The organism is Yoonia sediminilitoris (assembly GCF_003058085.1).
Classification (GTDB): Bacteria; Pseudomonadota; Alphaproteobacteria; order Rhodobacterales; family Rhodobacteraceae; genus Yoonia; species Yoonia sediminilitoris.
In genome coordinates this window covers 29,826-47,172 of sequence record NZ_QBUD01000004.1, presented here as the reverse complement: position 1 = coordinate 47,172, position 17,347 = coordinate 29,826, and the positions used below count along the sequence as shown (strand labels likewise).

At 58.4% G+C, this 17,347-nt stretch carries 16 protein-coding genes; 7 read left to right on the top strand and 9 right to left on the bottom strand.

Annotated features, from left to right (window positions below; genetic code table 11):
• Nucleotides 1-35: 35 nt before the first annotated feature.
• From C8N45_RS10050 to sseA, 3 genes are all read right to left on the bottom strand, one after another.
• Nucleotides 36-992: an L-malyl-CoA/beta-methylmalyl-CoA lyase gene (locus C8N45_RS10050; protein WP_108386121.1), complete on the bottom strand. Its 957-nt coding sequence runs from the start codon at nt 990-992 to the stop codon at nt 36-38.
• Between the two features lie 122 nt (nt 993-1,114).
• Nucleotides 1,115-2,299, bottom strand: coding sequence for an amino acid aminotransferase (locus C8N45_RS10045; RefSeq protein WP_108386120.1), 1,185 nt, complete (start codon nt 2,297-2,299; stop codon nt 1,115-1,117).
• Entirely contained in the window at nt 2,299-3,165 is an 867-nt protein-coding gene (sseA, locus tag C8N45_RS10040; protein WP_108386351.1) for a 3-mercaptopyruvate sulfurtransferase, read from the bottom strand. Before sseA ends, C8N45_RS10045 begins: the two co-directional genes overlap by 1 nt.
• A 243-nt stretch (nt 3,166-3,408) precedes the next feature.
• On the opposite strand from sseA, the gene C8N45_RS10035 reads away from it, so the two are divergent.
• From C8N45_RS10035 to C8N45_RS10010, 6 genes are read left to right on the top strand one after another with little or no spacing between them, the layout of a single operon-like run.
• Nucleotides 3,409-5,205, top strand: a complete 1,797-nt coding sequence (locus C8N45_RS10035) for an IlvD/Edd family dehydratase (RefSeq protein ID WP_108386350.1) — start codon at nt 3,409-3,411, stop codon at nt 5,203-5,205.
• 8 nt (nt 5,206-5,213) lie between these two features.
• Nucleotides 5,214-7,298 (top strand): hydantoinase/oxoprolinase family protein, encoded by a 2,085-nt coding sequence (locus C8N45_RS10030; RefSeq protein ID WP_108386119.1) that lies wholly within the window; start codon nt 5,214-5,216, stop codon nt 7,296-7,298.
• Nucleotides 7,298-8,995, top strand: coding sequence for a hydantoinase B/oxoprolinase family protein (locus tag C8N45_RS10025; RefSeq protein WP_108386118.1), 1,698 nt, complete (start codon nt 7,298-7,300; stop codon nt 8,993-8,995). Before C8N45_RS10030 ends, C8N45_RS10025 begins: the two co-directional genes overlap by 1 nt.
• Complete coding sequence (locus C8N45_RS10020; protein WP_108386117.1) at nt 8,995-10,194, top strand: NAD(P)/FAD-dependent oxidoreductase; 1,200 nt, start codon at nt 8,995-8,997, stop codon at nt 10,192-10,194. The genes C8N45_RS10025 and C8N45_RS10020 overlap by 1 nt, the downstream gene beginning before the upstream one ends.
• Nucleotides 10,194-10,964 (top strand): HpcH/HpaI aldolase family protein, encoded by a 771-nt coding sequence (locus C8N45_RS10015; protein ID WP_108386116.1) that lies wholly within the window; start codon nt 10,194-10,196, stop codon nt 10,962-10,964. Before C8N45_RS10020 ends, C8N45_RS10015 begins: the two co-directional genes overlap by 1 nt.
• Before the next feature lie 2 nt (nt 10,965-10,966).
• The gene (locus C8N45_RS10010) at nt 10,967-11,803 is read left to right on the top strand and encodes an NAD-dependent epimerase/dehydratase family protein (RefSeq protein WP_181868933.1); all 837 of its coding nucleotides are present in this window, start codon (nt 10,967-10,969) and stop codon (nt 11,801-11,803) included.
• A 2-nt stretch (nt 11,804-11,805) separates the two neighbouring features.
• Here C8N45_RS10010 and C8N45_RS10005 read toward each other — a convergent pair whose 3' ends face one another.
• Together C8N45_RS10005 and C8N45_RS10000 are read right to left on the bottom strand one after the other, a co-directional pair.
• The gene (locus tag C8N45_RS10005; RefSeq protein ID WP_108386115.1) at nt 11,806-12,042 is read right to left on the bottom strand and encodes a hypothetical protein; all 237 of its coding nucleotides are present in this window, start codon (nt 12,040-12,042) and stop codon (nt 11,806-11,808) included.
• On the bottom strand, nt 12,042-13,202 hold the full coding sequence (locus tag C8N45_RS10000; protein WP_108386348.1) for an aromatic ring-hydroxylating oxygenase subunit alpha: 1,161 nt from the start codon (nt 13,200-13,202) through the stop codon (nt 12,042-12,044). The genes C8N45_RS10005 and C8N45_RS10000 overlap by 1 nt, the downstream gene beginning before the upstream one ends.
• Before the next feature lie 340 nt (nt 13,203-13,542).
• On the opposite strand from C8N45_RS10000, the gene C8N45_RS09995 reads away from it, so the two are divergent.
• Nucleotides 13,543-14,598, top strand: coding sequence for a YeeE/YedE family protein (locus C8N45_RS09995; protein WP_108386114.1), 1,056 nt, complete (start codon nt 13,543-13,545; stop codon nt 14,596-14,598).
• 39 nt (nt 14,599-14,637) lie between these two features.
• Here the strand turns inward: C8N45_RS09995 and C8N45_RS09990 are convergent, their stop codons facing one another.
• From C8N45_RS09990 to C8N45_RS09975, 4 genes are all read right to left on the bottom strand, one after another.
• A complete protein-coding gene (locus C8N45_RS09990) occupies nt 14,638-15,261 on the bottom strand; it encodes a TIGR02466 family protein (RefSeq protein WP_108386113.1) in 624 nt (207 codons plus the stop codon).
• A gap of 42 nt (nt 15,262-15,303) precedes the next feature.
• Nucleotides 15,304-15,552 (bottom strand): HP1242/YdcH family protein, encoded by a 249-nt coding sequence (locus tag C8N45_RS09985; protein ID WP_108386112.1) that lies wholly within the window; start codon nt 15,550-15,552, stop codon nt 15,304-15,306.
• Nucleotides 15,553-15,556: 4 nt separating this feature from the next.
• Nucleotides 15,557-16,456 carry a polyphosphate kinase 2 gene (gene ppk2 / locus C8N45_RS09980; RefSeq protein ID WP_108386111.1) on the bottom strand — a complete coding sequence of 300 codons (900 nt, stop codon included), beginning with the start codon at nt 16,454-16,456 and terminating at the stop codon, nt 15,557-15,559.
• A gap of 82 nt (nt 16,457-16,538) precedes the next feature.
• On the bottom strand, nt 16,539-17,327 hold the full coding sequence (locus C8N45_RS09975) for an HTD2 family dehydratase (RefSeq protein WP_108386110.1): 789 nt from the start codon (nt 17,325-17,327) through the stop codon (nt 16,539-16,541).
• Between the last annotated feature and the right edge of the window lie 20 nt (nt 17,328-17,347).

Below are 17,347 nucleotides of genomic sequence, written 5' to 3'. Positions count from 1 at the left end.
TATATGGCGCAAGGCGCGGGCGATATCAACGGGCGCTAGCCTGCGATCATCTCGGCCTGTCGCACAATGACTTCCGCCTGTTTGATCGAGGCAATATCAACAAGCCGCCCTTTGTACACGGTGGCACCTTCGCCCCGTGCCGTGGCCTCTTGCATGGCGGCCAGAATTTCGCGGGCTTCTGTCACGGCAGCATCCGTTGGCGTGAAGACTTCGTTGGCAAGCGCGATCTGTTTGGGGTGGATCGCCCACTTGCCGACCATCCCCAACGTCGCAGAACGGCGTGCCTGCGCGCGGTATCCTTCATCGTCGCTGAAATCACCAAACGGTCCATCAACGGGTAAAACCCCATGGGTGCGGCAGGCGGCGACGATAGCGGTTTGTGCCCAGTGCCAGGGGTCGGAATAGTGGCGGTCTTCGCCGTGCTGCATATAGTAGTTTTCCTGCGTGCCACCGATGCCGGTCGTCTGCATCCCCATGGACGCGGCAAAATCAGCCGCACCAAGGCTCATCGCTTCCAGACGCGGTGATGCGGCGGCGATTTCTTCGACGTGGGCAAGACCGGCCGCGGACTCGATGATGACTTCAAGGCCGATCCGCTTCGTGCGGCCCTTTGCGGCCTCGATCGCGGTAACAAGCGCATCAACGGCATAGATGTCGCCCTCGCAGCCAACCTTGGGGATCATGATCTGGTCGAGCCGTTCACCTGCCTGTTCGAGCAGATCCACAACATCCCGGTACCAATAGGGCGTGTCCAGACTGTTGATCCGGACGCTCAGCCGCTTGGTGTTCCAGTCAACATCGTTAATCGCCGCAATGACGTTCTTGCGGGCGGTGTCCTTGTCAGTTGGCGAAACTGAGTCTTCAAGGTCAAGATTGATGACATCCGCAGCACTTGCGGCCATTTTCTCAAACAGTTTGACGTTTGAGCCCGGGCCAAACAGCTGACAGCGGTTCGGACGGGCGGGCGGCGTGGGTTGCAGGCGAAAAGACATGGGTACGATCCTTGGAGTTCTTTAGTTGCGCGACTTGCTGGTATTCTGGTTATAATGTTGCGCCGAAATCCACAAGGATCATTTCGCACCCGCAGCATTTGTGATGCGGGTGCAATTCAAGGTTAGATGCCAGCCGCGACAATCGCCTTGGCAAGGATCGGCACGGTATCCGCATTCAGACCGGCGATATTCATCCGGCTGTCGCCCACCATGTAGATGCCATGGTCCGCCCGCAGCTTTTCCACCTTGTCAGGGGAAGTGCCCAACAGGCTGAACATGCCCCGGTGATGGGCCAGAAAGTCAAACCGGTCAGAGTTGGTCAGGCGGCGTAATTCGTCTGCCAATTGTTGCCGCAAAACCAGCATCCCGTTGCGGGTTTCTTCCAGTTCCGCTTCCCAGTCCTTGCGCAAGGCGGGGTCATTGAGAATGGTGGTCACAACCCGTGCACCGTGATCGGGCGGAAAAGAGTAATTCTGGCGGTTGAGGAATTGCAGCGTCTGTTGGGTCAGCTTTTGCTGGTCGGCATCCTTCGCGATGCCCATCAGAATGCCGGTCCGCTCGCGGTAGATGCCAAAATTCTTGGAACAGCTTGCCGCGATCAGGCAATTGTCGAAGGCGCTTGCGATCTGGCGGGTGATCTGCGCGTCCTCTTGCAGCCCGTCACCAAAGCCCTGATAGGCGATGTCGATAAAGGGAATGGCCCCTTTGGTCTGCATCAGCGTGATGATTTCGGCGATCTGTTCCGCGCGCAGGTTTGCACCTGTGGGGTTATGACAACAGCCGTGGATCAGGACGACATCACCAGACTTGATCTGGCCAAGGTCCTCGATCAGCCCTGCAAAATCGACGCCACGGGTCGCGCTGTCGAAATAGCGATACTCGGCCATGTTCATGCCAAGATACCTGATAATGGATGGATGGTTGGGCCACGTGGGGTTGGACAGCCAGACGGTGGCATCGGGGGACGCCATCTTGATCAGTTCCAGCGCCTGCCGGATCGCCCCGGTGCCGCCCGGTGTGGCCACGGCGGCGACACGCTCTGCCGCGACGCTGTCACCCAGCACCAGATCGCGCATGGCTGCGCCAAAGGCCGGGTCACCTGCAAGCCCAGTATAGGCTTTGGTGGTCTGGTCGGCAACGATGCGCCGCTCGGCTTCTTTGACGGCGCGCATCACGGGGGTGTTGCCGGTTGCGTCCTTGTAGACGCCGACGCCAAGGTCAACTTTGGTGTCGCGGGGGTCCGCCTTGAATGCAGCCATCAGGGCCAAAATCTTGTCTGCGGGTTGGGCGATTAGGTTTTCCAGCATCAGGCTGCTCCGGTTTCTATTGGCAGGTCGGCGTACATGCCCCATTCGGACCATGAGCCATCATAGAGTGAATGATCGGTCTTGCCTATCCGCTCAAGCGCCAGCGACAGGACGGCAGCAGTCACGCCAGAGCCACATGTCGTGATGGCAGGCTTGTCCAGATCGACGCCCGCATCGGTAAAGACTGCCCGCAATGCGGCGGGCGGTTTCATGGTGCCGTCGTCATTCAGCAAGTCTTGAAAAAAGACATTACGCGATCCCGGAATATGACCGGAACGCAGCCCTTCGCGCGGTTCAGGCGCATCGCCGCGAAAACGGGCCGGGGCGCGGGCGTCGATGATGGTGTAATCCCCCAGCTTGGCGGCACGGGCCACTTGGGTCACATCGCGGACCATGTCTTTTTGATAGTCTACCGTCATGTGGCGGTCGCGGATCACTGGCGGTGCAGTTGTTGTTGCGTTTCCTTCGGCAATCCATTTCGGCAGACCGCCATCCAGAACGGCCACGTTGGGCTGTCCCATCAACCGAAAAAGCCACCAGACGCGCGCGGCGGAAAACATGCCCATCCCGTCATATACAACCACCTGATGCCCGTCGCCGACACCCATTGTGCGCATCCGCGACATGAACTTTTCGATCGGCGGTGCCATATGCGGCAATTCGGACCGGTGGTCCGAGATTTCATCAATATCGAAGTAGCGGGCACCGGGGATATGCGCCTTTTCGTACTCGGCCCGCCCGTCTCTGCCCGCGTCCGGCAAATACCAAGAGGCATCAAATATGCGCATATTCGGATCGTTCAAATGGGTTGCAAGCCACGCTGCGCTGACGAGTGTTTTGGGGTCGTCTGATGTTGGTGCGGTCATCGCCTGAAACTCCACATTCATTGCCGCATGGGTAGCCCGCGTGCTGCCACAAAAGCAAGGTCGTAGCGTGCGGGTCCCGCCAATTTCTGCTGCAAAAAGGGCAATTTCCTTGGCCATCGGCAGGTTTGCAGGGGATCTGTTCGGGGACTTTGGCGCAGGCAGACCTTTTCATTGCCAAACAATCAGGGCACAAAGTTTGACAGCAAAGACAAAATCCCCACGTCCCGACAGACGGAGCATAACGTGACCAAAATTCGCCCCGAAGACCTGCGTTCACGCAAATGGTTCAACAACCCCGAAAATCTGGAGATGACCGCGCTTTATCTTGAGCGTTACCTCAACTACGGGCTAACCCGCGAGGAACTGCAGTCGGGCAAGCCGATCATCGCGATTGCGCAGACTGGCAGCGACCTGAGCCCCTGCAATCGCCACCATATCGAACTGGCCAAGCGGGTACGCGACGGGATTATCGCCGCTGGTGGCGTTCCGCTCGAGGTCCCCGTGCACCCGATCCAGGAAACTGGCAAGCGCCCGACGGCCAGCCTTGACCGCAATCTGGCCTATCTCGGTCTGGTCGAAAGCCTGTTTGGGTACCCGCTTGACGGTGTTGTCCTGACCATCGGTTGCGACAAGACCACGCCTGCACTGCTGATGGCGGCAGCGACCGTCAATATCCCTGCCATCGCCCTGTCTGTCGGGCCGATGCTGAACGGCTGGTTCGAAGGCGAACGCGCGGGCTCCGGCACGGTGATCTGGAAAGCGCGCGAGCGGCTGGCTGCGGGCGAGATCGACAATGAACAGTTCCTTGAAATCGCCGCCGCCTCAGCCCCTTCTGTCGGATACTGCAACACGATGGGCACGGCGACCACGATGAATTCGCTGGCTGAGGCGCTGGGGATGCAACTGCCCGGCTCTGCTGCGATCCCCGCACCCTACCGCGAGCGCGGCCAGATCAGTTACGAGACCGGCAAACGCATTGTGGATATGGTGTGGGGGGATGTACGCCCGTCCGATATCATGACCCGCGAAGCCTTTGAGAATGCGATTGTGATCAATTCTGCCATTGGCGGTTCGACCAATGCGCCGATCCACCTGAATGGGGTGGCCAGTCATTTGGGCGTGCCGCTGGACAATGATGACTGGCAGGCGCTGGGCCATGATATCCCGCTGCTGGTCAACTTGCAGCCTGCGGGCAAATATCTGGGCGAGGATTACCACCGTGCGGGCGGCGTGCCCGCCGTGGTGGCCGAACTGTTGCAAGCGGGGCTTCTGCCGCATCCTGGTGCGCTGACCGTCAATGGTCAGACAATGGCCGACAATTGCGCGCTACGCCGCACGTCGAACGATGATGTGATCAAGCCGGTGTCTGATCCGCTGATGCAATCGGCAGGTTTTGTGAACCTCAAGGGGAACCTGTTTGATAGTGCGATCATGAAAACCAGCGTGATCAGCGAAGCGTTCCGCAAAACCTATCTGTCAAACCCCGATGACCCGAACGCCTTTGAAGGGCGCGCTGTCGTCTTTGACGGGCCAGAGGACTATCATCACCGGATTGATGATCCCGCCGAAGAGATCGACGAAAATTGCATTCTGGTGATGCGCGGTGCTGGGCCCAAGGGTTATCCCGGTGGTGCAGAGGTTGTGAATATGCGCCCGCCTTCTTACCTGCTTAAGCAAGGGGTTGGGGCACTGCCCTGCATTGGTGACGGGCGGCAGTCTGGAACTTCGGGGTCACCTTCGATCCTGAATGCAGCACCTGAAGCACCCGACAATGGTGGACTGGCATTGCTGCGCACCGGTGACCGCGTCCGGATCGACCTCAATGATTTCTCGGCCAACATTCTGGTGTCAGAGGAAGAGCTGGCCAGCAGGTTGGAAGGGCTTGTCGCGGCAGGCGGGTTCCCGATCCCGGTTAGCCAGACCCCGTGGCAGCAATATTTCCGCGAGCTTGTGCAGCCCTTTGACAAGGGCATGACCCTACGCGATGCCACAAAATACCAAGATGTGGCGCGCAAGCACATGCCACGTGACAACCACTAGGGTATCAAATGGCATCTGACGCGATCCGGTTGGGCGTTGATATCGGGGGCACCTTTACCGATGTCGTGCTCGAAGCGCAGGGTGCGACCTATTCCACCAAGGTCCTGACGACCTATGCCGCCCCTGAAAATGCCATCATCAATGGCATGCATCAGGTGTGCGCGCAGGCGTGCATTACGCCGGATCAGATCGGACAGATCATCCATGGCACGACGCTGGCCACCAATGCGCTGATCGAACGGCGCGGTGCCAAGACCGCGCTGATCACCACCAAGGGCTTTCGCGATGTGATCGAGATGCGCACAGAAAGCAGGTTTGAGCAATACGACCTAAACCTTGTGCTGCCCGAACCACTGTTGCCGCGCCAGATGCGGTTTGTCGTGGATGAACGGATCAACGCCAAGGGCGAGGTCATGATTGACCTCGACCGGGGTGAGGTCACAGCCCTTGTTGACCAGATTGCCGCCGCAGGCTTTGAATCGGTTGCTGTCGGGCTGATCCATTCCTATCTGAACCCGGCCCATGAACGGATGATCCGCGATGTGCTGGCCGATCGGATGCCGGGTGCAATGGTATCGTTGTCGTCGGACGTCAGCCCGCAGATGCGCGAATACGAGCGTTTCAACACGGTCGTTGCCAACGCCTATATCAAGCCGCTTATGAAATCCTACCTTGGCAGGCTTGCGGGGCAACTGCGTGCGCAAGGCGTGCAATGCGATATCTTTCTGATGCATTCGGGCGGTGGGATCATCGCGCTGGAAAGTGCGGCTGAGTTTCCGGTGCGGCTGGTCGAATCCGGCCCGGCGGGCGGCGCCGTCTTTGCCGCGAACATTGCTGCCCGCTACGGTCTGGGCAAGGTGCTGTCGTTTGACATGGGCGGCACCACGGCCAAGATTTGTCTGATCAAGGACCAGACTCCGAAAACGTCGCGCGTTTTCGAAGTGGCCCGCACGTACCGCTTCAAAAAAGGGTCCGGGATGCCGATTTCGATCCCGGTGATCGATATGGTCGAAATTGGCGCAGGCGGGGGGTCATTGGCGCAGGTGGACGGGATGCGCCAGATCAGGGTAGGGCCGGAAAGTGCGGGCTCTGAGCCCGGTCCGGCTTGCTACGGGCGCGGCGGTGCGCGCCCAGCCGTGACAGATGCAGACCTGATCCTTGGCAAGCTTGACCCTGATAATTTTGCGGGTGGGTCAATCCCGCTGGACCGCGACCGGTCGCAGTCTGCGCTGCAACGCCATCTGGGTGATCCGCTTGAAATGGATGCGGTTGCCGCCGCCTTTGGATTGGCCGAAGTGGTTGATGAAAACATGGCCAACGCCGCCCGCGTGCATGCGGTCGAAAATGGCGAGGACCTTTCAGATTACACCATGATCGCCTTTGGCGGGGCTGCTCCATTACACGCGGGGCGTTTGTGCGAAAAGCTTGGGATCAGGCGGCTGCTGGTACCGCCGGGGGCCGGTGTCGGCTCTGCCATCGGGTTTTTGCGGGCGCCCTTCAGTTTTGAAGCGAACAGATCACTCTATATGACGCTTTCGGATTTCGCGCCTGACATCATCACCGACGTTCTGTCAGCGCTCCAGTCGGAGGCGACGGGGTTTGTACGCACGTGTGACGCGCAGGCGGAAATTCAGGCAGAATTCAAGGTCTACATGCGCTATGCGGGTCAAGGCTGGGAAATTCCGGTGCCGCTGACGCAATCACAAGCGATGAGCCCGAACGCAGCCGTTTTCTGTACCCGTTTCGAAGAAGAATATACCAAGCTATTCGGACGACCTGTCGCGGGGATGGATATTGAAATCACCGTCTGGTCCGTGAACGCCACGACCCGCCCCGATCCGGTAGCCCGCGTGTCACAGACCAGCGCAGGAGAGGCCGCCGCAACCACAGGAACCCGCCCGATCTTTGATCCCATTGCGGGTCATTATCACGATGCCAACATCGTCTTGCGCGCAGGAACCAAGGCAGGCGGTTATGTGCAAGGCCCTGCCGCAATCACCGAGGATGAAACCACCATCATTGTCCCCGCAAGCCGGATTGCTGTCTGTCAGCCAGACGGCTGCATTGATATCGTGACAAAAGGGGCTGAGTGATGACGAAAGGTGCTGGCAATGTGGCCTTCCAGGTTATGTGGAACCGCCTGATTTCAGTGGTTGAGGAACAGGCGCAGGCGCTTGTCCGCACGGCCTTTTCGACCTCTGTCCGCGAGGCAGGTGATCTGTCTGCGGGTGTCTATGACACACACGGACGGATGTTGGCGCAAGCTGTCACCGGCACGCCGGGCCATGTGAACGCCATGGCCGATGCAGTTGCCCATTTCATTCGGCGTATCGGGCGGGAAAACATCGCGCAGGGTGACGTCTATATTACCAATGATCCCTGGGAAGGTACCGGGCACCTGCATGACATCACTATGGTCACACCTTCATTTCACAAGGACGCGCTGGTTGGTTTTTTTGCCTGCACTGCCCATGTCGTAGATATCGGCGGGCGCGGTTTTGGGGCCGATGCTCAAAGCGTGTATGAAGAGGGGCTTTATATCCCCATCATGCATTTCGCGCGCGCCGGTGTCGTTGATGAAACGCTGGTCCGATTGATCCGGGGCAATGTCCGCGAACCTGATCAGGTCGTTGGCGATGTCTATGCGCTGGCCAGTTGCAACGAAATCGGACACCGCCGATTGCAGGATATGATGGTGGAGTTCGGTCTGGACGATCTGGAAGACATCGCCGGCTTCATCCTTGAGCATTCCCGCCGCGCGACGATTGACCGGATCGCCGCACTTCCGCGCGAAACAGCATCGGGTCGGATGACGATTGACGGGTTCGACAGCCCGATCACGCTCAAGGTCAAAGTGACAGTGGGTGAGGACAGGATCATCACGGATTTTGCAGGCACCTCTGGCGTGGACAAAAAAGGGATCAATTGCCCGTTTGTCTATGCCAAAGCTTATGCCTGCTATGCGCTGAAGTGTGCGATTGCGCCGGAAATACCCAATAATGCGGCGTCACTTGCCCCATTCGAGGTGACTGCTCCCGAAAACACCATCGTCAATGCACTGCATCCGGCACCTGTGGCCTTGCGTCACATCATCGGGCATTTCGTGCCTGACGCGGTTTATGATGCCTTTGACAAAATCGTGCCGGGGGTGGTTCCGGCAGAGGGTGCGGGATGTTTGTGCAATTTTCAGGTCTCGCTACGCCCTGTGGCGGATGCGGGCGGCAAGCGTGCCGAGGTGTTGACCTTTAATTCCGGCGGTTCCGGTGCGCGCCCCCGCTTTGACGGGCTGAATGCCACGGCGTTTCCTTCGGGGGTCATGACCATGCCGGTCGAGGCCACGGAACATGCAGGCCCCGTCATTATCTGGCGCAAGGAATTGCGCCCCGACAGCGGCGGTGCGGGCCAGACGCGCGGCGGCTTGGGCCAGTTCATGGAGGTCAGCGCGCGGGACGGCTATGAATTTGACATGCAGGCTATGCTGGACCGGGTTGATCATCCGGCGCGCGGGCGCAGGGATGGCGCGGCGGGCGCCCCCACGACAATCGCCCGCGACGATGGTGTCGCGATGCGCGGCAAGGGTAAGCAATTTGTGCCGCATGGCCACCGCGTGATGATGGCCTTTCCCGGTGGTGGCGGCTACGGCGACCCGGCAGCGCGCGACCCTGCGGCTGTGAAACGGGACCTTGCACGCGGCTATATCTCGGCGGAAACTGCCGCGCGCGATTATGGGCTTTCGGCTGATGAAATTGCTGCTGTACTGGCCGCCATCGCTAAAGGAGAGGACCTTTGATGCCGCTGCCGTCCAGCTTTGACGTCGTCATCGTGGGTGGCGGAATCATGGGGGCGTCTGCCGCGTGGTTTCTGGCGGACAATCCTGATTTTGACGGGCGCGTGCTGGTGGTGGAACGGGACGCAAGCTATGCATTTGCATCGACCACCCACACCAATTCCTGCATCCGGCAGCAGTTTTCAGAGCGGCTAAATGTGCAGATTTCGCAATTCGGGGCGGAGTTTGTGAAAAACCTGCGCCGTTACATGGGCGGCGATGACAGGGTGCCTGAGCTCGCGATCAAATCGTTCGGCTACATGTATCTGGCTGATAGCTCGGATTTTGCGGACATTTTACGCGCCAATATCAAGGTGCAACATGCAGCAGGGGCCGCCACCCAGTTGATGACGGCTGCGCGAATCAAGGCGGCTTACCCGTTCTACAATGTCGATGATATTTTGCTTGGGTCGATCAATCTGGTGGACGAAGGATATTTCGACGGCTCTACCGTCTTTGACTGGTTCCGCCGAAGCGCGCGCGAACGGGGCGTCACGTTCATCGAAAATGAAGTGGTGGCAATGACCCTGAACGCGGCAGGCACAAAGGTCGAAAGCGTGACGCTGGCGGATGGTCAAATGATCGGCTGCGGTCATGTCATCAACGCGTCCGGCCCGCGGGCCGTTGAAACCAGCCGCATGGCCGGCATTGACCTGCCGGTTGCACCTCGCAAACGCCATTCATGGATATTCAAGGCCGAAAGGCCGCTGGATCAGCAATTACCACTTACGATTGACCCGTCTGGCGTGCATATGCGCGAGGTCGGCAACGGGACCTATCTGGCTGGCGGTCACGCGGATATTGACCCCGACGTGGCCTATGACGATTTTGCGATGGATCACGCGCTTTGGCAGGACAAGATATGGCCCGCGATTGCCGCCCGTATTCCGCAGTTCGAGGCGATCAGGGTGATGTCGGAATGGGTGGGCCACTATGCCTACAACCGCTTTGACCAGAACGCGATTGTCGGCCCGCACGATCAGGTGGGTAATTTCATATTTCTCAATGGATTCTCCGGCCATGGGCTGCAACAATCGCCCGCGATGGGCCGGGGCGTGGCAGAGCTTTTGACCTATGGCGGTTACCGCAGCCTTGATCTGACTCCATTTCATTTTGACCGGATCAGCGCCAAGATACCAATCACTGAAAGGGCCGTGATCTGATGCAGATGGAAACCAACGAATTCGAAAAGGCGCTGAAGGCGCAGCAGAAGCAAATCGGCCTTTGGGTCAGCCTGTGCAGCCCGATAGCGGCCGGTGTCGTGGCGCACGCTGGTTATGATTGGGCGGTTGTCGATATGGAACATACGGCCAATGATTACATGTCTGTGCTGCACCAGTTGCAGGTCTTTGCCGCATCCAACACAACGGCGATTGTGCGCCCCGAATGGAATGACCCGGTTGTTGTCAAAAGGCTGATGGATATCGGTGTGCAAGGGCTGCTGTTCCCGATGATCGGATCGGTGGAAGAAGCCAAAAAAGCGGTCGCCGCCACGCGCTATCCACCCAAGGGCATGCGCGGTGTTGCGGGGGTCACACGGGCCAATAAATTTGGTCGGGTCACTGACTATGTGGACCGGGTGGAAGCGGAAACAACGATCATTCTGCAACTGGAAAGTGCGGATGCCATCGCGCAGGCCGAACAGATCGCCGCAGTCGATGGTGTCAGCGGCATTTTCTTTGGCCCTGCTGATATTGCCGCTGATATTGGTGCTGCGGGCGGTGCGCTTGACCCGGCCGTATGGGAACTTGTGTTGCCTGCCGCCGAAAAACTGATCGCCATGGGCATGCCTGTCGGCACATTGGTGACGGACCCGAAATTTGCGACCGAGTTGCTGCACAAAGGGTTCACCTTTGTGGCCTGCGGATTGGATACGCTCATGCTTGCGCGGGCTGCTGATGCGGTTCTGGCCCAGGTCAAAGGAGAATTATGATGATGAAAAAACTTGTTCTGACAGGGGCTGCGGGCCGCCTGGGATCCTATCTGCGCGAACCGCTGACGCAGATGTGCGAAGAGCTTGTCTCGACCGATATCGCGGAGGATATCGGCACGCTTTATCCCGGTGAGCGTTATGAAAAGGGCGATCTGGCAAGCCTTGATGACATGATGCGCATTCTGGAGGGCGCGGATATGGTTGTTCATTTCGGGGCCTTCGTTGATGAAGGCCCGTTTGAACAGCTGCTGGGTCCGAATTTTATCGGCGCTTATAATGTCTGGGAAGCAGCCCATCAGCGCGGCTTGCGCCGGGTTGTCTATGCATCGTCCATCCATGCGGTGGGCATGTATCCCAAGAACGAATGTATCGACACTGAAGTGCGGCACAGACCTGATACATTCTACGGGCTTGCCAAGTGCTTTGCAGAGGATCTGGGGTCCATGTATTGGGACAAGCGCGGGCTTGAGAGTGTTCATCTGCGCATCCTGTCCTGCGCGCAGGTCAATAACGCGCGCGCACTTGGGTCATGGTTGTCCTATGATGATCTGATCCAGCTTGTGCAGCGCAGTATCGACACGCCAGTGTCAGGCTTTTCCATCGTCTATGGTGTGTCCAACAATGACCGCGCACCTGTGGATAATGCCAAGGCCAGCTTTCTGGGCTATCGCCCCAAGGACAATGCAGAACAGTTTGCGGAGCAGGTGTTGGCCGAAACCGGGCCGCTCGACAATCAGGACCCCGGCCATATGTGCCACGGTGGACCCTTCGCTTCGGTCGATCTGGGACAAAGCGGACTGGCGGGCATGAACGTGATCGACGACGCCAAAAAGACCTGACTTTAGAACGATAAAAGATGGGCGCGCCCTAGATGGGCCAGCCGCGCGTTCAAAGCGGCGGCCTCTGGGGCGCCTGACTCAAGTGCAAAGATAAAAGCGTGGGTGAGGAAAAAGCAGCTGGCGTCGGTTTGCCCTTCTTGTGCGGCCTGATTGGCGGCCTGCGTGTATAGCTGCACAAGTGCGGCGTTGTCGCCACTTGCATGGGCATCAAGCAAGGCGGTTTCCAGATCGTGGGTCATTAGCTGCTGACGGTCCGGCCCTTCATGACCTGCGTCGCCACCCAATGATGGAAATTATGGGTCGGGCCATCCATTTCGGGCGAAAAGCGGCCACCATCGAACAGGACACCGTGGCGGCCCTTTTGCATCCCTTCAACGACGAAAATATCCTCTTCGAACACGCCTTTCCACTGGGCGGCATTCGCGGCGCGTAGCGGGTCAAGTTCGGGCGACGCCTCTTCGCTGACGGCATAGTAGATCGCCACATGCTCAACCGTTTGTTCAAGGCTGACGGGCTCAAGCACGATGGCAAAGGTGTGATCGCGCTGCACGCCGAGCAGCACATTGGGATAGACGGCGACATATTCGCCCGCAGTGTCCCACTTGTCGCTAAGGCCTGCGAAATCCGGCATCATGCGCCCGTCATCCGACTTAAGCTGGCGATACACATGGGTACCCTGACCCGAATAGAGGCCGGGCTGGATGATGTTGTAGTGATCCTCTAGTCGGGAATAGCTGTTCAGGCCCGGATGAACCCAAGGCAGGTGATAGCTTTCGCAGTAGTTTTCAACGGCAAGCTTCCAGTTAGTCGCCACATCGAGCGCAAAGCCGGACACAGTGCCACCGTGATGCATCGGCTGGTCAAATTCCTTCCAGCGTTCCAGCAGTTCGCTGTGTAGCTCCTCGAATGGCGGGGCGGTGCCGTCGACATTCACAAAAACCACGTCGTTCCAGACATATGAATTGACGCGGATCAGCCCCAGATCCTTTTGGTTGACGTCTGCATGGGTGTTTTGCCCCGGACCGCCCACATGCGGGGTCGCGCGCAGGTCGCCGTTCAGGGCATAGCACCAACTGTGATAGGGACAGCGGATTGCACCGGCGATGTTCCTTTGTTCGGCAACAAGGATCATACCGCGATGACGGCATGTATTTTGAAAGACACCAAGGCTGCCGTCACGGTCGCGGACCAGCAACAGCGGCATACCTAGAAAGCTGATGGGTTTTACATCGCCGACCTGCGGCACATCCTTGGCAAAGCCAACGCCGGCCCAGTTCGCAAACAGGACAGCGTGTTTTTCTTCCTCAAAGACAGCAGGGTCCGTGTAATGCGCATTCGGCAAGCCACTGGCGATGTTGACGGGGGCTGTGACTGAGTCCAGATCGAATGTTTTGTTCATGACGGTGCCTTGGTCAGAGGTATTTCGGCGAATCATGGGGGACCATGTAACAAAGAAAATAGGAAAGATTTGCGGCCCTGTGCCGGAAAGAAACGACCTACCTTGTACCACAGCGTCAATATGGCGCTCTGCAGTGCGGGCTCAGACGGTCATAAAATCAAGAACACATGTGCCAAATTGCGGCACATGCGTTCTGAATTATTCCGAATAATTACTCCAATCGGAACACAAATGGGCGTTCTTGCTGGTTGTCCGGAACAATCTGACTGGTTCGCCGGATTGACGGCACAGCGCAGAGGGCATAGGCGGCTTTGGTGTTTTTGAATGGAAGGTGGCCCCTATGCTCCTCGAACTGCTTTACGACTTGGGACTTGAGACACGGACAGTTCATGTTCTGTTGGGTGTTACCGTTGGTCTGATCTTTGGCGTGGCGGCACAGGTGTCCCGCTTTTGTCTCAGGCGCGCCGTGGCGGGCAACCCTGACGAGCGCAAGAGCGCGGCTGGCGTCTGGATGACAGCCTTGGCGATCGCAATTCTGACAGTTCAGGGGTTGTCGGTCGCTGGTTTCGCGGACCTGTCCGAACACCGTTGGCTGTCTGCCGATTTGCCTTTGGCAGCGCTGATCGTTGGCGGCCTCTTGTTCGGGGCCGGGATGGTGCTGGCGCGCGGCTGTGCGTCGCGGCTGACCGTACTGTGGGCTTCGGGCAACCTGCGGGCTTTGTCGGTACTAATCATATTTGCAATCACGGCCCACGCAATGCTCAAGGGGGTTCTCGCCCCGGTGCGTGAATTCATCGGATCGCCCAATGTGACGGCACCCGTTGCGTCGCTGGCCGATCTGCCGGGCGGGGCGGCGGTTTGGGCCGCGCTGACGGGTCTGATCCTGCTCGCGTTTGCGGCACGGTCGGGCGCACGTTGGCTGCATCTTGCTTTGGGTGCCGTGATCGGGCTTGTCGTCGCTGTGGGCTGGGCGGCCACAACTGTTTTGTTGATGGATGAATTTGACCCGCTGCCGACACAAAGCATCGCATTTACCCTGCCATGGACCGAGACATTGTTCTGGACCGTCGCATCGACAGCCATTCCTGCATCCTTTGGCACAGGCTTTATCGGTGGGGTACTGGGCGGGGCGTTCACATCTGCATTGTTGCGCGGCGAACTCCGGCTTGAGTCCTTTGAAAGCCCGGGCCAGACGCTTCGCTACAGCGCAGGCGGGCTGCTGATGGGCGCTGGCGGTGTGCTGGCGGGTGGCTGCACGGTCGGGGCCGGTCTTGCTGGTGGCGCAACACTGTCAGTTGCCGCACTTGTCGCACTGATCGCGATCGTGGCAGGTGCATCTGGAACGGCGGCGGCACTTGCGCAAACAGGCTTTCAGGGTGCGCGGGCATCCGCTTGAGGGCCGACTAACATGGAATAAAGCGTTTCACCGAACGCTTTATTCCCATTTGTAGTTGAAGCTGATCGAAATGCGCTCATCCTCTTCGGCCATGTTCATCGGCACTTCGTGGCGCAGCCAGCTTTCCCACAACAGCACATCGCCGACCTTTGGGGCGACATAGATGAATTGGCGCAAGGACGCGTCCGCATCCTTGAGACGCGGCGGGGCGGCCATCATCATCGCCAGCCTCGGGTCCTCGAATTTGATCGCGCTGGCACCTTCGGGAACGGCGACATAGGTGGTGCCGCTGATCACGCTGTGGGGGTGAATGTGCCCTGTGTGGATGCCACCGGGGGGTAGGATATTGATCCAGATATCTTCGAGCTTCAGCGCCTTGTCGCCCAGATCAAACTGCGCATCCTTGGCAAAAGTGGCGACGTGGGCATCCAGCACTTTGACCAGATCGGCAAAGATTGGAAAGCGCCATGGCAAGTCGGACAAGGACGCATAAGAGGTATAGCCGGGAAAGGCATTTGCCTCGCACCACTCTTGCCCTGCCTCGTCATCATCGGCGATGACAAGGCAGGAGTTTTCAAGCTCTGCCTGATCAATGGGCGCGCCATGCTCGGACAGTTGTGCGTGATAAAGGCGGGTCGCGAAAAGAGAACTGATATGTGTCATGGCGCCCTCTTACCGCAGCCCGCTGGTTAGTGCGAGCCGTGATTATTGGGCGGCTGCCTTGGAAAGCTGCGCATAAATCTGATCCTTGAGCGCCATACGTTCCTTGCGCAGCGTGACAAGATGTTCGTCTGATGTGGGTTCTACGTCCGTTTCGGCCCGATGCACCGCGCGGTTTGTGGTGTGGTATGCGTCAAAGAGTTTCGCGAAATGGGCATCACTTGCGCGCAATTCATGCATGCGTTCCACATGCTCTGGGAATTCATCTGCAAGTTCGTGTGGGGTATTGGACATTTTGTTATTTTCCTTTGGGTAAAGTTTTACGCGTTTGCGGGTGCACGGATGCAGCAAGGATATGATCGGATTTCTGCACGATATGATTGGCATGCAGGACGATCTTTGGATCAGGCGGTTGCGCGACCTCCGGATCTTTGTCGGGATAGTCGAGTTGTGACAAAAAATGCTTCATGCAGTTCAGCCGCGCGCGCTTTTTGTCGTTGGACCGGATGACTGTCCATGGGGCGTCTGCCGTGTCGGTGTAGAAGAACATGGCTTCCTTGGCTTCGGTGTAATCGTCCCACCGATCCATGCTGGCGCGGTCGACCGGCGACAGTTTCCAGCGCTTCAACGGGTCGGTTTCGCGGGATTTGAACCGGGCCATCTGTTCAGCTTGCGTGACAGAGAACCAATATTTGAACAGCTTGATGCCGCTGCGCACCAGCATCCGCTCAAGCTCGGGCGTTTGGCGCATGAATTCCAGATAATCGGCGGGTTCACAAAAGCCCATGACCCGTTCCACCCCGGCCCGATTGTACCATGACCGGTCATAAAGCACGATTTCGCCAGCTGTTGGCAGGTGCTTGATGTAGCGTTGAAAAAACCATTGCCCTTTCTCTTCGTCACTTGGCTTGTTCAGCGCGATCACCCGCGCGAAACGGGGGTTGAGGTGTTCGGTAAACCTCTTGATCGTGCCCCCCTTGCCCGCGGCGTCGCGTCCTTCAAAAAGCAGGATAAACTTCTGCTGGGTTTCCTGTACCCAATGCTGCACCTTGAGCAACTCAACCTGCAACGCGGCTTTCTCGGCTTCGTATTTCTGGCGGCCAAGCTTTTGGGCATAAGGATATTCACCCTTTTCAAATCCGATGATCTTGGCCGTGCGAGTTTCTTTTTCGGGGGATGCTGCTGTATTTGCAGGCATGAGGGCTCCTTCGCTTGTCAAAACGAGTCTAGGCCCATCGTGGCGGCGGCGCTTTGATGCAAGTCAACTTTCGGGGATGTTGCTAGGCCGCAGTCGCAATCATGCATTGGCGCCCCTGCGGACCCCGCACCCATGCCTGCCCATCCCGCCAGCATAGGGTTGCCGTTTCATGATGCATCAGGGGTGCCGTCGCGCGGTAGCTGAATTGCGACAATGCGCCCAGTTTTGCTGCGGCAAAGCCCATCAACAGATGCGCCAGCAGTGGCCCATGTACCACCAGCCCGTCATAGCCTTCGACCTCGCGGGCGTAGCGTTCATCATAGTGAATGCGGTGGCCGTTGAAGGTCAGCGCAGAGTAGCGAAAGAGCAGGGTCGAATCGAAAGTGACTGTTTGCGCATCGGTTTCATTCGTGGGGGCTTGGGGCGCGGTGGCGCGCGCCCCGTCCTCGCGGTAGACCAGTTCTTGTATTTCAGTCAGGGCTAACGTGCCGCGCTGTTTGATGTCGTGCCGGACTGTGACAAACGCCAATGGACCCGAGCGGCCCTGTTTGCGGGTGACGCTGTCGATGACGCTTGACCGGTCAGCTTTGACCCCGGCCAGCAGTTGGCAGTGAAAAACCAGCTTGCCCGCCGCCCACATCCGCCGGGGCAGGCCAAGGTCAGGGATGAAGTCGCCTTTGGCAGGGTGCCCGTCACGGCCCAGTGCTGCGGGCGGCTGTGGTTGCCAGAAATAGATGTGGTGAAAGAATGGGGGCATAGGGTCGCCTGTCCGCAGGTCAGCAGGATGCCCCAATGTCGCCTGCAACGCATGGGCACGAGCGATATCAAAATTGTCGGTTTGGGTATGGGAACGGCTGTGATTGTCCTGCATGATCAGACACTAGGACCAAA

Excerpts from the sequence above, each read along its gene's own strand:
- C8N45_RS10050 (WP_108386121.1), bottom strand. The coding sequence starts at position 992 with ATGTCTTTTCGCCTGCAACCCACGCCGCCCGCCCGTCCGAACCGCTGT.
- C8N45_RS10045 (WP_108386120.1), bottom strand. The coding sequence starts at position 2,299 with ATGCTGGAAAACCTAATCGCCCAACCCGCAGACAAGATTTTGGCCCTG.
- sseA (WP_108386351.1), bottom strand. The coding sequence starts at position 3,165 with ATGACCGCACCAACATCAGACGACCCCAAAACACTCGTCAGCGCAGCG.
- C8N45_RS10030 (WP_108386119.1), top strand. The coding sequence starts at position 5,214 with ATGGCATCTGACGCGATCCGGTTGGGCGTTGATATCGGGGGCACCTTT.
- C8N45_RS10025 (WP_108386118.1), top strand. The coding sequence starts at position 7,298 with ATGACGAAAGGTGCTGGCAATGTGGCCTTCCAGGTTATGTGGAACCGC.
- C8N45_RS10020 (WP_108386117.1), top strand. The coding sequence starts at position 8,995 with ATGCCGCTGCCGTCCAGCTTTGACGTCGTCATCGTGGGTGGCGGAATC.
- C8N45_RS10015 (WP_108386116.1), top strand. The coding sequence starts at position 10,194 with ATGCAGATGGAAACCAACGAATTCGAAAAGGCGCTGAAGGCGCAGCAG.
- C8N45_RS10010 (WP_181868933.1), top strand. The coding sequence starts at position 10,967 with ATGAAAAAACTTGTTCTGACAGGGGCTGCGGGCCGCCTGGGATCCTAT.
- C8N45_RS10005 (WP_108386115.1), bottom strand. The coding sequence starts at position 12,042 with ATGACCCACGATCTGGAAACCGCCTTGCTTGATGCCCATGCAAGTGGC.
- C8N45_RS10000 (WP_108386348.1), bottom strand. The coding sequence starts at position 13,202 with ATGAACAAAACATTCGATCTGGACTCAGTCACAGCCCCCGTCAACATC.
- C8N45_RS09995 (WP_108386114.1), top strand. The coding sequence starts at position 13,543 with ATGCTCCTCGAACTGCTTTACGACTTGGGACTTGAGACACGGACAGTT.
- C8N45_RS09990 (WP_108386113.1), bottom strand. The coding sequence starts at position 15,261 with ATGACACATATCAGTTCTCTTTTCGCGACCCGCCTTTATCACGCACAA.
- C8N45_RS09985 (WP_108386112.1), bottom strand. The coding sequence starts at position 15,552 with ATGTCCAATACCCCACACGAACTTGCAGATGAATTCCCAGAGCATGTG.
- ppk2 (WP_108386111.1), bottom strand. The coding sequence starts at position 16,456 with ATGCCTGCAAATACAGCAGCATCCCCCGAAAAAGAAACTCGCACGGCC.
- C8N45_RS09975 (WP_108386110.1), bottom strand. The coding sequence starts at position 17,327 with ATGCAGGACAATCACAGCCGTTCCCATACCCAAACCGACAATTTTGAT.